The following is a 14,818-nucleotide window of genomic DNA, read 5'->3' as shown; positions in this document are numbered from 1 at the left end:
CCCCGGCGGCCGAGGTCCGCGTCGCCCGGAGGGCGACAGCTACCCGCGGCCCGATGCCGAGGGGCTGCCGGTCAACGGCGGGCGCCCCGGCAGGCCCGCAGGCCCGCCCCCGCCCGGGGCGACCGGCGCCCACCCGCGCCCCCCCGCCCCCGGCCGCCAGAACCAGCGCCCCACCGGTGCCTTCCCCGTCCCGGGGAGCACGGGGAACACCGGTGAGCGCCGGATCTCCGAGGGCCTCGACGGTCTCGACGAGCAGCCCCCGCGCGGTCCCCGGCAGCAGCCCGGCCAGTCGTCCATGCCGCCGCAGCCGCCGGAGGACGCGGCGGAGGACCGGCCCGCGATGATGCCGCCGCCGAACGTCCCGCCGGAAGAGCTGATGGGGCTCACCACCGAGATGGAGCCGATCGGCGAGGCCGTGCAGAAGCGGCGCCGGGTCGACCACACGCTGGCGCGGTTCTCCGCCGTGCACGACGAGCTCGCCGCCGAGGAGAAGGCCCGCAAGGCCAAGAAGCTCAAGCTGAACCCGTTCGCGGGGGACGTCGACGAGCTGGACGACCACCTGACGGGGCTCGGGCAGGTGCCCGGTGCCGAACCGGGGGAGGTGGTTGACTTTGTCGACTCCAAAAGTGGACCGGAAGCGCCCACCGAAGAAGCGCGGACTGTTCGGACGCCGCCGCTCCGAGTAGCCGAGCCCGGCGCGGACCTGCCCACCGAGGTGGTCCCGGCCGTCGACGAGCCGGTCCGGGACGACAGCCCCGCCGAACCCGAGCCGGAACCGGAGTCCGAGCCGGACCCCGAACCCGAGGTCGTCGTGACCGAGGTGCCGCCGCGGCAACCGCACGACCGGAAGGTGCTCGCGGGCCGGTTCGCCGCCATCGCCGTCGCCGCGGTCGTGTTCGTGGCGACCGGCATCGGCTGGGGCTACGCCAAGTGGACCGACGGCAGCATCGACGACGTGCGCGCGCTGGACCCCAACTCGGACGCGATCACCAACGCCGCCGCCCAGCAGGGCGACGAGAACTTCCTGCTGGTCGGTTCCGACAGCCGGGAGGGCGCGGCGGCCGAGGAGGGCGTCGGCGACGCCGAGCAGGTGCCCGGTGCGCGCTCGGACACGGTGATGGTGGCGCACGTGCCCGCCGACCGCAGCCGGGTCGTGCTGGTGTCGTTCCCGCGCGACCTGGAGATCAACCGGCCGTCCTGCGAGCGGTTCGACGCCAAGACCAACACCTACACCGGTGAGCAGGTGCCGGGGCAGAAGATCGCGAAGATGAACACCGCCTACCAGGTGGGCGGTCCGCTGTGCATGACCAAGGTCGTGCAGGAGCTGTCCGGGTTGAACATCACCCGGTTCATCGGGATCAACTTCGACGGCTTCAAGGGCATGGTCGACGCGGTCGACGGCGTCAACGTGTGCGTCGAGAAGCCCATGTTCGACACCGTCCTCAACACCTGGGTCGTCAAGGACGCGGGCACCGAGGTGCTGCTGCGCGGGGACCAGGCGCTGAACTTCGTGCGCGCCAGGCACGTGGTGGGCGACATCACCTCCGACTACGGCCGGATCAAGCGCCAGCAGCGGTTCCTGTCGGCGTTGCTGCGCAAGGCCATGTCCAGCCAGGTGCTGCTGGACCCGGGCAAGCTGACCAGCTTCACCAGCGAGTTCGCCAAGTCCACGTTCGGCGACAACATCGGCCTGGACTCGCTGCTGCGGCTGGGCCAGTCGTTGCAGGGCTTGGAGGCCGGGCGGGTCACCTTCATCACCGTGCCGACCGTGGGCACCTCCAACACCCGCGGCAACGAGACGCTGCTCCCGGACGACAACAAGGCGCTGTTCCACGCCATCATCACCAAGCAGGCGCTGCCCGGCGAGAAGCCCGCGGGCGGGCAGCAGGCGATGCCGCAGCCCGCGCCGCTGCGCCAGCAGCAGACCGAGCAGGTCGACCCGAAGACCCTCAAGATCCAGGTCCTCAACGGCGGCAACACCACCGATCGCATCGCCAGGAAGACCGCGGACAAGCTGACCGGTGTCGGCTACACCGTGGTGCAGGTCAACTCGGGCCCGTCGGTGCCGAAGACCACGATCCGCTACGGCAAGGGCCGCGAGGCGCAGGCGCAGACCCTGGCGTCGTCGATCCCCGGCGCGACCCTGGAGCTGGACCCCGGCGCGGGCACCGCGCTGGTGCTGGTGCTCGGCCCGGAGTTCGACGGCACCGTCACCGCCCCCGGCGGTGCGGGCGGACCGGCCCAGGAGGAACTGCCCGCCAACCTGTCGACGATCAACGCCGGGGACGTGAGCTGCGCGTAAGCGGGTTCGTCGTGGCGGGTTCATCTGCGGTTCATCCCGCGCTGGGGCAACCGGGCGCGCGGGGAACTAGGCTGACCGGCATGCGTGAGGCTTACCATCTCGAACTCGGCAAACTCGCCGATCAACTGGCCGGCATGTGCGCGATGGTGGCCGAGGCCATGGAATCCGCCACCCGGGCGCTGCTCGACACCGACCTGGCCGTGGCCGAGCAGGTGATCAGCGGCGACGAGAAGATCGACGACGCCCGCTCGTCCTGCGAGGAGCACGCCTACGCGCTGCTCGCCCTGCAGGCGCCGGTGGCCACCGACCTGCGGACGGTGCTCGCGGCCATCCACGCGGCGGAGTCGCTGGAGCGGATGGGCGACCTGGCCCTGCACGTGGCCAAGGCGGCCCGGCGCAGGCACCCGGCCCCGGTCCTGCCGGAGCCGGTGCACGGCTACTTCGCCGAGATGGGCCGCATCGCCGTCGAGCTCGCCCGCAAGGCCGAGACCGTCATCCGCACCCAGGACGTCGCCGCCGCGCGCGCCCTCGAGGACGCCGACGACGAGATGGACGACCTGCACCGGCACCTGTTCTCGGTGATCATGGACAAGGAGTGGCCGCACGGCGTCGCGTCCGCGGTGGACGTCACGCTGCTCGGCCGCTTCTACGAGCGCTACGCCGACCACGCCGTGTCGGTGGCCAAGCGCGTCGTCTTCGTCGTCACCGGCCGGATGCCCGGCTCGGGCGCCGAGGACTTCTGACAGTCCACAGCAGACGAACCTGAACCGCCCCGCCGACCCCGGTGGGGCGGTTTCCCTTTCCCGCAACGAGTCCGCGCGGTCGCGGCAGGGCCGGTCGTGGAGGGTTGTGCGGGGGAGCGCAGAGATCGATACTCGGACCCGTGTCCCGCTGGCCGGTCGTCATCGCGTTCGCCGCACTGGGTGTCTCCACCCAGGTCTGCTGGCTCGCCTACGCCGCGATCACCACCGCCACCGCGACCCACTTCGGCGTCTCCGACCCCGCCGTCGGCTGGCTGGCGAACCTGTTCCCGCTGCTGTTCGTGCTGCTCAGCGTGCCCGCCGGGCGGCTGCTGGACACCCGGCTGCGGCCCGCCCTCGCGCTCGCGGCGGTCCTGCTCGGCCTCGGCGCGCTGACCAGGGTTGCGGTCGACGCCTACTGGGCGGCGCTGCTCGGGCAGGGCCTCGCCGCCCTGGCCCAGCCGCTGGCCGCCAACGCCATCACCCGGGTCGCCGCGGCCTACCTCGAACCGCGGCACCGGCCGCTGGGCATCGCCGTCGGCGCGGGCGCCACCTACGTCGGCATGATCGTCGCCATCGGCGTGGGCACCGCCATCCCGGACGACGTGCCGCTGGTCGTCGCCGTGGGCGCCGGGCTGACCCTGGTCACCGTCATCGCCGCGCTGCTGGCCCTGCGCGGGAGACCACCGTTCGAGGTGGCGGTGCGGCGACCGCCGTCACTGGCCGCTGTCGCCCGGCAACCGGGGGTGGCGCTGCTGGCCACCGTGGTGTTCGCGGGCATGGGCGTCTTCGTGGCGCTGGCGACCTGGCTGGAGCCGCTGCTCAAGCCAGGCGGGGTCGCCGCGGACGCGTCCGGGCTGCTGATGCTGACCATGCTCGTCGCCGGGATCGCGGGCTGCGCGGTCATCCCGCCGCTGGCGGCGCGCAAGACAGCGGAACCGACCGCGCTGCTGGTCACCGCGGTGGTCACCGCGGTGGTCACCGCGCCGGCGTGCCTGCTGCTGGCGCTCGCCCCCGGGGTTGCCACCGGGTTCGCCGCCGCCCTGCCGATCGGGTTCCTGCTGCTCGCCGCGCTGCCGGTCGCCCTGGCCCACGTCGAGCGCACCGCGGGCGACTCCGCGGGCACGACCACCGCCCTGCTCTGGCTGACCGGCAACGCGGGCGGCGTGGTCGTGTCACTGGCCGCGGGCTCCCTGCTCGGCACCCCCGGACTGGCCTTCGGGCTGTTCGCACTGCTCGCCCTCGGCGCGGCGGGACTCGCCCACCTGCTCCGGCGCGGGCCCCGTGTGGTGGATCGGGGCAAAACACTGCACTAGGTTCGAACGCGTGTGCTCAGGATCGGTGTCACAGCCAGGTAACCGCCGGGGGGATGCGGGCGCCGCGACCGGTTCCGTGCGGTTGACTGTGTCGCCATGGGCGTCGAGCCACGGGGAGTCCGGTTGGTGACCACCGCACCACCGGGGACCACCGCGCCGTCGCCCCTGCGCCGGGTCGCCAGGTCGGCCACCACCACCCCCGGCAGGCTGTCGGTGATCTGGGCCGGGCTGCTGCTGCTGACCATCGCCACCGGCATCGTCTCCGCCGTCGCCACCCAGGCCAAGCAGGACACCCTCGACGAACTCCTCACCCAGCGTGAACCCCTCGCCGCGGTCGCCCAGCAGATCTTCCGGTCCCTCTCCGACGCCGACGCCACCGCGGCCAGCGCCTTCCTCTCCGGCGGTGTCGAACCCCCCGAGCTGCGCGCCCGCTACGAACTCGACATCGCCACCGCGGGTGAGGCCATCGGCGCCGCCTCCTCCGACCTGGGCGCCGACCCGGTGGCCGCCGGGTACGTCAGCACCCTGTCCCGGCAGCTCCCGGTCTACACCGGACTCGTCGAGACCGCCCGCGCCAACAACCGCCAGGGCTTCCCCGCGGGCGCCGCGTACCTGCGCGAGGCGTCCGGGCTGATGCGCTCGAAGATCCTCCCCGCCGCCGAACAGCTCTACGGCATCGATCACCTGCGCCTGCGGGCCGCCCAGGACGAGGCCCGCGCGCTGCCGTGGGTGCCGGTCGCGCTCACCGCGGGCCTGCTGGTCGCACTGCTCGCGGCCCAGGTCCACCTGACCCGCAAGACCAACCGGCTGCTCAACGTCGGCCTGGTCGTGGCCACCGCGGCGGTGGTCGTGGCGGTCGCCTGGGCGTCGGTCGCCCTGCTGCTGGCCGCCGACCGGGTCGACGACGCGCAGCGCAACGGCTCCACCCAGGCCGACGTCCTCGTGCACGCCCGCATCAACGCCCTCAAGTGCCGGGCCGACGAAACCCTCACCCTCGTCGCCCGCGGCGACGGCCCCGGCTACGAGGCCGAGTGGCAGCAACTCGCCGCCACCCTCACCGGCGACGGCCGCGACAACCTCCTGCGCCAAGCCCAGGACCTCGCCCCCACCGACGCCGTCCGCCAGGCCGTGGACAACGCCACGGCCTGGCAGGGCGCCCACCGCAGGATCCGCGAACTCGACGGCAACGGCCAGTACGAGGAGGCGGTCACGGTCGCGGTCGGCCAGGCCCCCGACAGCGCCGCCACCACCTTCGCCGCCCTCGACGACGACCTGCGCACGGCCATCGACGCCGCCCGCACCGAGTTCGCCACCCAGACCACCCGGGCCGCCCAGGTCACCACCGGCCTCACCCCCGGCGTGGCCCTGCTGACCCTGGTCGCCGCCGCGGGCATCTCCGCGGGCATCCGCGAACGCCTCCGCGAGTACCGATGACCGGCGGCGCGGTGGAGACCGGCGGTGCGGTGGGGACCGACAGCGTGGCGGTGAAGGGCAGTGCGGTGAGGATCGGTGGCGTGGTGGAGGTTGGTGGAGCGCCGGGTGGCGGCAGAGTGGTCGGGGTGCGCGGGCCGGGTGGGTCGGTCAGGGGGAGAGGGGCGCGGATGCGGCGGGTGGCGGTGCTGGCGGTCGCGGTCGCGCTGGCGGTGACCGCGTGCGGGGGCGGCGCGGTCCCGGTGGACCGGGTCGACGTGCGGTCGGTGGAGCGCCCGCAGCCGGTGGGGGTGGAGGTCAACCCGCCGACCAGCACCGGTGCGACCGCAGCCGTGCCCCCGTGTGACCCGACGGCGAGCCTGCGGCCCGCCGGGAAGCCCACCCCCGGCCTCATGCCCCCGGGCACCACCATGCGCGCCATCCAGGACCGCGGCAGGCTCATCGCGGGCGTCGACCAGAACACCTTCCTCTTCGGCTTCCGCGACCCCACCAGCAACGCCCTCATCGGCTTCGACATCGACCGGGTCCGCGAGATCGCCGCCGCCATCTTCGGCGACCCCGACCGCGTCCAGTTCAAGGTCATCACCTCCGCCGAGCGCGTCGACGCCCTCAAGCGCGGCGACGTCGACATCGTCGTCCGCACCATGACGGCCACCTGCGCCCGCTGGGCCGACATCAACTTCTCCGCCATCTACTACACCGCGGGCCAGCGCGTCCTGGTCGAGAAGTCCTCCCCCATCACCGCCGTCGACCAACTCGGCGGCAAGCGGGTCTGCGCGGCCAAGGGCTCAACGTCCATCACCAAGCTGCGCGACTCCCCCGCCCCACCGGACCTCCTCGCCGTCGACAACTGGTCGGACTGCCTGGTGCTGCTGCAACAGGGCCAGGTCACCGCGGTCTCCACCGACGACACGATCCTGGTGGGGATGGCCGCCCAGGACCCGAACGTGAAGATGGTCGGCCCGCGGTTCACCGAGGAGCCGTACGGCATCGGCATCCCCAAGCAGAGCGAGGACATGGTGCGCTTCGTCAACGCCGTGCTGGAGGACTCCATCCGCACCGGTTCCTGGGCCGCCAGCCACAACCGCTGGCTCGACAGAGCCGACCAACCCGCCAACCCCCCGGTCGCCCGGTACCGGGACTGACCATGACCCACAACCCGGACCCCCACAGCGGCCACCTCCCCCCACCCCCCTGGGACCAGCCGCCCCCCGACCCCGCGGGCGCGCAGCCCCCGGGGCAGCACCGCCCCACCCCCGACGCCCACCCGAGCCCGGGACAGCAGTCCCGGCCGTCCTCCTCGGGCCCGGAGCTGAGCGGTGGGCAGCCCCCGCACCACCCCGGACAGCCCCGGCCTCAGCAGCCGACCCCGGGCGAGCCCACCGGTTCCCCACCGCAGGGCCGGCGCCCGCCGTACCCCGGCAACCGCCCACCGCAGCAGAACCCGGTGGAATCCACCGGTCCCCAGCACAGGCAGCCCCCGAGCAGGCACCCGGACCAGGGCGCAGGCCCCCACCGCCCAGTGCCGCCATTCCAGCCGCACCCCCACCCCCGCCCGGCAAACCCGGCTGAGCAGAGCGGTTCCTGGTCTCGCCCGCCGAACTCGGCTGAGCAAACCGGGTCCCAGCCTCGGCCGGTGGATCCGATGGAGCAGGGCAGGTCTCAGTCCCGCCCGCTCTCACCGCCCCCCGCTTCGAACCCGCCCGTCCCCGGTCCGGGTGGCCACCACCCCGCCCCGGCCCCGAACCGCCCAGGCCCGGCCAACCCGGCCGAGTCCACCGATCCGCAGCCGCGCCCCTCCGAGCGCGGTCGCCACGGCAGGCGAAACCCGATCGAGCCTCCCCCGCCCCGGCCGGAGCACCCCGGCAGGCCTCGGCCGGAGCAGCCGAGCCAGCCCCACCCCGCTCAGCAGGGCCAGCCCGCTCAGCAGGGCCAGCCGGGCCAGCCGGGCCAGCAGGGCCAGTCCGCCCAGCAGGGCCAGCCCGCCCAGCAGGGCCAGCCGGGCCAGCCCGCTCAGCAGGGCCAGCCGGGTCAGCCGGGTCAAGCCCACCCTGCCCAGTCAGGCCAGCCGGGTCAGTCAGGCCAAGGCCACCCAGCCCAGCCCGGTCAGCTCCGCTCCGCTCAGCCGGGCCAGTCCGGTGCCGCCCAGTCAGGCCGGCCCCGACCCGGACCGGCAGGCAGGCCGCGCCCCGCCCCGCCGAGCCAGTCCAACCCGGCCCAGCCCCGGCCCGCCCAGCCGAACGCACCCCGCCCCGACGGGTTCCGCCCCCCGCAGCCGATCCACCCCGGCCCCGCCGAACCCCCCTTCCACGACGACTTCCGGGGCCACGACCAGCCCACCAGCGTCCTGGAGATCCCCACCCTCACCCAGAGCATCGAACCCCCGCCCCCCGCCGAGGAACCCGAACCCGTCCCGGCGCCCTTCCCGTCCGGTTCCCAGCCATCGACCGGTTCCGGTTCGTTCCCCGGCACCGGCAGGCGCACGGCTTCCCGCGCCGCGGGTCGGGGCAGGCTCGGGGCGGGGTTGGTCGAGGTCCCCGTCGTCCCGGTGAAGGACCCGGCGAGCGCTGTCCTGGACGACCCGGTGGTCGCCGAGAACAAGCGGTTCTGCAACAGCTGCGGTGCCGAGGTCGGTCGGGGTGGGCCGCCGGAGGGGGTGTGCGGGACCTGCGGGCAGGCGTACAACTTCCGCCCCCGCCTGTTCCGCGGTGACCTGGTCGGCGGCCAGTACGAGGTGCTGGGCAGCATCGCCTACGGCGGTCTCGGGTGGATCTACCTGGCCAAGGACCACAACGTCAGCGCCCGCTGGGTCGTGCTCAAGGGCCTCATCGACACCGGTGACGCCACCTCGATGGCCTCGGTCGTCGCGGAGCGGCGGTTCCTGGCCGAGGTCGAGCACCCGAACGTGGTGAAGATCTACAACTTCGTGCAGCACCCGGACCCGAACACCGGGTCGCTGGTCGGGTACATCGTCATGGAGTACGTGGGTGGGCAGTCGCTGCGGCAGCTCGCGCTGGAGCACCACCGGGAGACCGGGCGGGCCGAGCCGCTGCCGATCGGGCAGGTGATCGCCTACGGGCTGGAGATCCTCCCCGCGATCGGGTACCTGCACAGCATCGACATGCTCTACTGCGACCTCAAGCCGGACAACGTGATCCAGACCGGTGAGCAGCTCAAGCTGATCGACCTGGGCGCGGTCCGCAAGACCGACGACTACGAGAGCCCGCTGTTCTTCACCGCCGGGTACGCCGCCCCCGAACTGGCCACCGAGGGCGCCACCATCGCCTCCGACATCTACACGGTCGGCCGGACGCTGGCGGTGCTCAGCATCGAGTTCGCCGGGTACACCACCCGCTACAAGCACACCCTGCCCGGCCCGGAGGCCGAACCGCTCTTCGCCCTCTTCGGCAGCTACCACCGGGTCCTCAAGCGCGCCACGCACGCCGACCCGTTGCGCCGCTTCACCTCCGCCGGGGAGATGGCCGACCAGTTGACCGGGGTGCTGCGGGAGGTGATGGCGCTGGGCACCGGCAGGCCGCGGCCCGGTCTGTCCACTGTGTTCAGCGTGGACACCCGGTCCTTCGGCGCCTCGGTGGCCGAGGAGGGCGCGGACGTGCTGCCCGCCCCGGCGCCCGCCGAGGTGGCCAGCGTCCTGCCGCTGCCCCTGGTCGACACCGACGACCACGCCGCCACCGTGCTGGCGAGCATCACCGCCACCGAGCCCGCCGAGCTGGTCGCCGCCCTCAACAGCGCACCGCGCGACTCCATCGAGGTGCGCCTGCGGCTGGTCAAGGCCCGGATGGAACAGGGCGACCTGCGGGCGGCCCACTCGGAGCTGATCGCCGCCCGCAGGCTCGCCACCGACCCGGCCGAGTGGCGCCCGGACTGGTTCGACGGCCTGGTGGCCCTCGTCTCGGGCAACCCCGCGGCTGCCCGCGACGCCTTCGACCGGGTGTACGACGCGGTGCCGGGGGAGTTGGCACCGAAGCTGGCCCTGGCCGCGAGCCACGAGCAGTCCGGCGACCACTTCGCCGCCGCCCGGTTCTACGAGCTGGTGTGGCGCACCGACCACTCTGTGGTCAGCGCCGCCTTCGGCCTGGCCAGGGTCTACCTCGCCCAGGGCGCTCGCGGCAGCGCCATCGAGGTGCTGGACCAGGTCCCGGACACCTCCAGCCACCACCTCAGCGCCCAGATCGCCGCCATCAAGATCAAGGCCAGGGCGGGCGAGCCGGACAGCCAGGCACACGTGACCGAATCCGAACTCCACGACGCCGCCAAGCGCCTGGAGCGCCTGACCCTGGACGCGGAACGCCGCACCCGCCTCGCCGCGGACGTCCTCGAAGCCGCCCACGGCTGGGTCGGGGCGGGCAAACCGGGCGCCGACCCGGCGAACCACCACCGCACCGTCCTCGGCTGCGCGCTGTCCGAACGCGAACTCCGCTTCGGCCTCGAACACTGCTACCGCACCCTGGCCCGCCTGGCGGGCACCCCGGAACAACGCCACGCCCTGGTCGACCAGGCCAACTCCATCCGCCCCCGGACGATCACCTGATCCCGGGGCTGCCTGCCAGGGCGACGGCCTACTGGTCGACCGGACCGCGGGTCAGGGCGAGGGCGGGTATGTCGGTTCCCGCGGTGCCGATGACGACCTGACCGGTCAGGTACGGCAGGCGCACGGCCGTCACCTGGCCGACCGTGAGCCGGGCAGCGGGCGTTGCGGTGCCGTCGAGGATGACTTCGGCGGGCACCGGGGTGGCCGCGGTCGCCTGTTCCCACGCGATCCGGGGCCCGGCCGCGACGTCCCGGAGCGCGCCGTGGAGCAGGAAGTTGTGCAGGACGGTGGCGAGCAGGTTGTCGTCGGGTTCCTCGCCGGGCAACGGGATGCCGGTGACGACCAGGACATCGGAGAACGAGCCACCGCCGTATCCGATGCGGACCTCGCGCAACCACGGGCCGCGGCCCGTGGTCCCCGTGACGGAGGGCTTGAGTTCGGAGTTCGCCTGCACTGCCACCGGGTGCCCGAGCGCGAAGCTCGCGTCCGCCACGGTGAGCCGGGTCTTGTCCTCGATCCGGACGAGCCTGAGCGCGTCTTCGTAGGTGCGGCCGGAGTTCGCAGCGAGTTCGCGGGCTCGCGCCTCAGTGGAATCCATGCGTCTTCCCTCGGTTGTGGACGTCCTCCCGACTCTGGCCAGGCGCGTCGTCCGAACCGCTGGGCGCCGGAGCCGGGATCGGCGACCGGGCTCAGCCCAACTCGATGATCGAGATGTCCGGCGGCGCCCCGACCCGCACCGGCGGGCCCCAGAACCCGGCCCCGTTCGTCACGTACAGCCAAGTACCGTCCACCTGGGACAACCCGGAGACCGCGGGCTGCTGGGCCCGCACCGCGTAGTGGAACGGCCACATCTGCCCACCGTGCGTGTGCCCGGACAGTTGCAGGTCAACCCCGGCCGCCGCCGCGTCCTCGACCTGCACCGGCTGGTGTGCCATCAGCACGGTCGGCGTCCCCTCGGCCCGGCCTGCCAGCGCGCGCGGGATGTCCGGGGAGTCGTCGAAGCTCTTGCCGGTCACGTCGGTCACCCCGGCCAGCGTCAACCGCCCACCCGCGACCGCGGTGTGCTCGTTGTGCAGGTAGTTCAGCCCGAGCCGTTCCAGTTCCTCGACCCACTGCTCGTACCCGCTGTAGTACTCGTGGTTGCCGGTGACGAAGAACGTGCCCTCGCGGGAGACCAGGTCCCGCAGCGGTGCCGCCGCCTCGCCCAGTTCCGCGACCGACCCGTCGGCGAGGTCGCCGACCATGGCGACCAGGTCCGGCTGCGTCTCGTTGATCATCCGCACGATGCGCTCGGTGTGCGCCCGCCCGGAGATGGGTCCCAGGTGGATGTCGGACACGACCGCGATCCGGTACCCGCGCAGCGCGTCCCCGCCCACCGGCACCGGCACCCGCTTGACCAGCGGCGGGCTCAGCGCCGAGACCACCCCGGACCCGACGATCCCGGCCGAGGCGACCCCGGCCACCACCGCCGTGGTCCGCGCCAGGAACAGCCGCCGCCCCTCGTCCACCGCGGGCGCCGCCGCGGGTTCCGCGGTCGAGGCCCCGGCCGGTTCCACACCGGACTCGGCGACCAGGGCCGGGACCGGGGCGGGCTTCGCGCGCAGCCACCCGCGCAGCAGCAGCTTCGGGATCTCCAGGACCAGCAGCATCAGCAGCAGGTACATGAACATCGCCAGCCAGATGTACCCCGGCCAGGAGAACCACGCCGCCTCCGCAGGCCCGACCACCCTGGTCAGCGACAGCGTCGCCGCCACCAGCAGCGCGAGCACGCCCAGCACGACCGTGCCCACCACCCGCCCCCGGCGGGAGCGGGTGGTGTCCCGCACCAGCCGTCTCCAGAGGTACCAGTGCAGCAGCACGACCAGCAGGCCGATGAGGGCGAAGAACATGGCGCCAGCCTACGGATTGAGCTCCACCGACCGGCGGCTGAGCAGCTCGGGATTGTCCGCGATCTTCGCCAGGTCCTCCGGCCTGCCGTTCTCCAGGAAGTGGCTCAGCTTGACCTGTACGAACAGCGCCCGCGCGCGGACGGCGACGGTCCCGTCCTCGGCGCCGAGCCGCCCCTCGGCGGACACGTAGACCTTGCGCCCGGCGACCCCGTCGAGGTGGGCGTCGATGAACAGCGTGGTGCCCACCGGCACCGGTCGGACGAACTCGGTCTCCAGCTTCGCGGTGACCGCGGGCTTGCGCAGCAGGTTGCCGACGGCCGCGCCGAGCGCCTCGTCGAACGCGCAGGCCAGCAGGCCGCCGTGGGCCAGGCCGGGGGCGCCCTGGTGCGCCTCGGTCACGGTGAACCGGGAGCGGATGGTGACGTCCTCGCACGCCGAGGTGCGGATGTGCAGGCCCTGCTCGACGCCGTCGCCGCAGCCGAAGCAGTAGGCGTAGTGCTGGGGCAGGTCCGTGCCCGGGGCGGGCGCTTCCGGGTGGCGCTCGGGTGCTTCGGTCGGCACCGGCGGCCACACCTCGGTGGTGGTTCGACTCATTACCGAAGAGTAACTTACGTCCCGCGCACCCGCCTTGACCGGCTGAGCAGCGCCACTGGCCCCGGCCGCCTGTCCGCCGCAGGCTGGGGCGGTGGACGAGGACACCACCGACGTGGTCGAGGCCGTGCGGCGCTGCTCGGAACTGGCCGACGCGCTGGCCCGGCTGGTGCTCGGCGACCCGGAACCGGCTCCGCCGCCCCGGCGCCGGAGGTGACACCGCGCAGCGACCGCCCCGCCGTACTCGCCGCCCGTGGATCGACCGGTCGCCGTCACGGGGTGATCGATTGTGCGGACGCCGCCCGCGGGGCACTATTGCCCACCTGAGCGTGCGTTGTGCCCAGGTGTGCACAAGCACGGGGCTGGAGTGGAACCGGGACGGCCACCACGCCAGTCTGTTACCTGACGGAGGCGGTTCGAGCGGGTCTCCACCGGCGGCGTGGGAGGAAGACGTGACGCGGGTTCGCACCATGGCGGAGGCCGAGGCGCTGGCGAAGCGGCACGGCGCCCGGCCGGAGGCCCACATCGTGCCCGAGCGGGTGCGCGCGGCCGAGCGCGGTGACCACCGGGTCGAGGGCGAGGACATGGACGGGCTGGAGTTCAGCCCGGACGAGCTGCGCCGCGCCGAGGGCAGGCTCGCCCAGCTCCAGGGGGACCTGGTGGCGCGGCTGCGCGACGCCATCGCCCTGTCGGACCCGCTGCACGACGGCAGCGGCCCGGTCGCCGGTCCGATGCGCCAGTCCTTCCTCAACCGCGCCGACGAGCAGAGCGGGGTCGTCGCCGCGCTGGTCGACTACATCGAGGAGATCGACGAGGTGCGCCGCACGATGAAGGAGACCCTCGACTCCTACACGCAGACCGACGAGTCGCAGGCCGAGGCGTTCCGCCGGGTCGAGCAGCGCATCCCGGTCCTGCCCGCCGTCGAGTCGGGGGAGCGGGCCTGATGCGCTACGACCCGAACCGCGAGGGCGAGTACTACTCCGAGGCGCACCCGCCGAGCCGCAGCGAGCGGGAGCGCGCCGCGCGCCGCAAGCGCTTGCAGCAGCGCAACAAGGAGTTCAACGACTTCACCCACATCCGGTGGGACGCCTACACCCACCCCACCCTCTACAACATGATCATGAAGGCCAAGCCGGAGCAGCTCGGCGACCGCGCCAGGGCCTGGGCCGAGCTGGCGGAGAAGATCACCGGCACCACCGGCGAGGTCAGCCGGGTCGTGGGCGGGCTGATGGGCGCCTGGCGCGGCCCGGCCGCGGTGCGCGCCGCCGAGTCCAACACCCGCCTCACCCAGTGGGCCGACGAGGCCGGGCACACCGCCTCCAGGATCGGCGCGGGCCTGTCGGACTACACCACCACGATCATGCGGGCCCAGGCCGCCATGCCCGAGCCGGTGTACTACTACGCCGAGCGCAACTTCATGGCGGGCTACGACGTCAAGGTCGGCGGCGACCCCGCCAGCGCGGTCATGCTCAAGCAGATGACCGACGACCAGGCGCCCAAGCTGGAGGAGCGCAACGCGGCCAAGGCCGAGGCGGTCCGGGTCATGCGGGCCTACGCGGACCGCAGCCAGGAGGTCTCGCAGGACCTGCCGGTGTTCACCCCCAAGCCGGGCAACCAGCCCGCCCCGCCCCCGGTCTTCCCCGAGCGCCCCGAGGTGGTCGTCCCACCGGTGACCCCCCGCAGGCCCCCGTCCCCGGTGCCGCCCCCGCCGCGCGACCCCGACGGCCCCACGACCCCCGCCGACCCCGACTGGAACTCCACCACCCCGTCCTTCGACGGCGGCGGCTCGGCAGGCCCCGGTGGCGCGGGCGGTGCGGGCGGCTACGGCAGCGGTTACGGCGGCACGGGCTTCGGCGGCGCGGGCGGCGGGTACGGCGCTGACGGCACCCGCGGCCCCGGCGGTGTCTCGGTCGGCGCGGGCGGCTTCGGTCCCGGCGGCTTCGGCCCCGGGGGCGGCTTCGGTCCGGGCGCGGGTGGCCCCGGTGCCGCCGAGGCGG

General features: G+C 73.7%; 13 protein-coding genes. 9 read left to right on the top strand and 4 right to left on the bottom strand.

The window, feature by feature from the left end; all coding sequences use genetic code 11:
- The 5 genes from L6E12_RS35180 to L6E12_RS29080 all read left to right on the top strand — a co-directional run.
- A partial coding sequence (locus L6E12_RS35180) for an LCP family protein (RefSeq protein ID WP_308075341.1) occupies window positions 1-2,302 on the top strand: 2,302 nt, incomplete at its 5' end.
- 80 nt (window positions 2,303-2,382) lie between these two features.
- Window positions 2,383-3,045 (top strand): phosphate signaling complex protein PhoU, encoded by a 663-nt coding sequence (gene phoU, locus L6E12_RS29095; RefSeq protein WP_236231124.1) that lies wholly within the window; start codon window positions 2,383-2,385, stop codon window positions 3,043-3,045.
- A 140-nt stretch (window positions 3,046-3,185) separates the two neighbouring features.
- On the top strand, window positions 3,186-4,358 hold the full coding sequence (locus L6E12_RS29090) for an MFS transporter (protein WP_236231123.1): 1,173 nt from the start codon (window positions 3,186-3,188) through the stop codon (window positions 4,356-4,358).
- 126 nt (window positions 4,359-4,484) lie between these two features.
- Window positions 4,485-5,792 carry a hypothetical protein gene (locus tag L6E12_RS35175; RefSeq protein ID WP_308075340.1) on the top strand — a complete coding sequence of 436 codons (1,308 nt, stop codon included), beginning with the start codon at window positions 4,485-4,487 and terminating at the stop codon, window positions 5,790-5,792.
- Window positions 5,793-5,959: 167 nt separating this feature from the next.
- Window positions 5,960-6,934: a glutamate ABC transporter substrate-binding protein gene (locus L6E12_RS29080; protein ID WP_236231122.1), complete on the top strand. Its 975-nt coding sequence runs from the start codon at window positions 5,960-5,962 to the stop codon at window positions 6,932-6,934.
- A 533-nt stretch (window positions 6,935-7,467) separates the two neighbouring features.
- Here the strand turns inward: L6E12_RS29080 and L6E12_RS29075 are convergent.
- Window positions 7,468-7,839 (bottom strand): hypothetical protein, encoded by a 372-nt coding sequence (locus L6E12_RS29075; protein WP_236231127.1) that lies wholly within the window; start codon window positions 7,837-7,839, stop codon window positions 7,468-7,470.
- Between the two features lie 474 nt (window positions 7,840-8,313).
- Between L6E12_RS29075 and L6E12_RS29070 the strand changes: the two genes are divergently transcribed.
- Window positions 8,314-10,341 (top strand): serine/threonine-protein kinase, encoded by a 2,028-nt coding sequence (locus L6E12_RS29070; protein WP_240013825.1) that lies wholly within the window; start codon window positions 8,314-8,316, stop codon window positions 10,339-10,341.
- A 28-nt stretch (window positions 10,342-10,369) separates the two neighbouring features.
- Here L6E12_RS29070 and L6E12_RS29065 read toward each other — a convergent pair whose 3' ends face one another.
- The 3 genes from L6E12_RS29065 to L6E12_RS29055 all read right to left on the bottom strand — a co-directional run bounded on the left by L6E12_RS29065 (window position 10,370) and on the right by L6E12_RS29055 (window position 12,824).
- The gene (locus L6E12_RS29065; RefSeq protein ID WP_236231121.1) at window positions 10,370-10,939 is read right to left on the bottom strand and encodes a hypothetical protein; all 570 of its coding nucleotides are present in this window, start codon (window positions 10,937-10,939) and stop codon (window positions 10,370-10,372) included.
- Window positions 10,940-11,030: 91 nt separating this feature from the next.
- Window positions 11,031-12,230: a metallophosphoesterase gene (locus L6E12_RS29060; RefSeq protein WP_236231120.1), complete on the bottom strand. Its 1,200-nt coding sequence runs from the start codon at window positions 12,228-12,230 to the stop codon at window positions 11,031-11,033.
- A gap of 9 nt (window positions 12,231-12,239) precedes the next feature.
- Window positions 12,240-12,824, bottom strand: a complete 585-nt coding sequence (locus tag L6E12_RS29055; protein ID WP_236231119.1) for a PaaI family thioesterase — start codon at window positions 12,822-12,824, stop codon at window positions 12,240-12,242.
- Window positions 12,825-12,915: 91 nt separating this feature from the next.
- On the opposite strand from L6E12_RS29055, the gene L6E12_RS34935 reads away from it, so the two are divergent.
- The 3 genes from L6E12_RS34935 to L6E12_RS34930 all read left to right on the top strand — a co-directional run.
- Window positions 12,916-13,038 carry a hypothetical protein gene (locus tag L6E12_RS34935; protein ID WP_255683550.1) on the top strand — a complete coding sequence of 41 codons (123 nt, stop codon included), beginning with the start codon at window positions 12,916-12,918 and terminating at the stop codon, window positions 13,036-13,038.
- A gap of 235 nt (window positions 13,039-13,273) precedes the next feature.
- Window positions 13,274-13,765 carry a hypothetical protein gene (locus L6E12_RS29050; RefSeq protein WP_236231118.1) on the top strand — a complete coding sequence of 164 codons (492 nt, stop codon included), beginning with the start codon at window positions 13,274-13,276 and terminating at the stop codon, window positions 13,763-13,765.
- A partial coding sequence (locus L6E12_RS34930; RefSeq protein ID WP_255683549.1) for a PPE domain-containing protein occupies window positions 13,765-14,818 on the top strand: 1,054 nt, incomplete at its 3' end. The genes L6E12_RS29050 and L6E12_RS34930, both read left to right, overlap by 1 nt.

The sequence above is a fragment of the Actinokineospora sp. PR83 genome, assembly GCF_021056305.1.
Taxonomy (GTDB): domain Bacteria; phylum Actinomycetota; class Actinomycetes; order Mycobacteriales; family Pseudonocardiaceae; genus Actinokineospora; species Actinokineospora spheciospongiae.
Note: the sequence above shows the minus strand (reverse complement) of the source record. Positions and strands in the feature narration are given on the sequence as shown.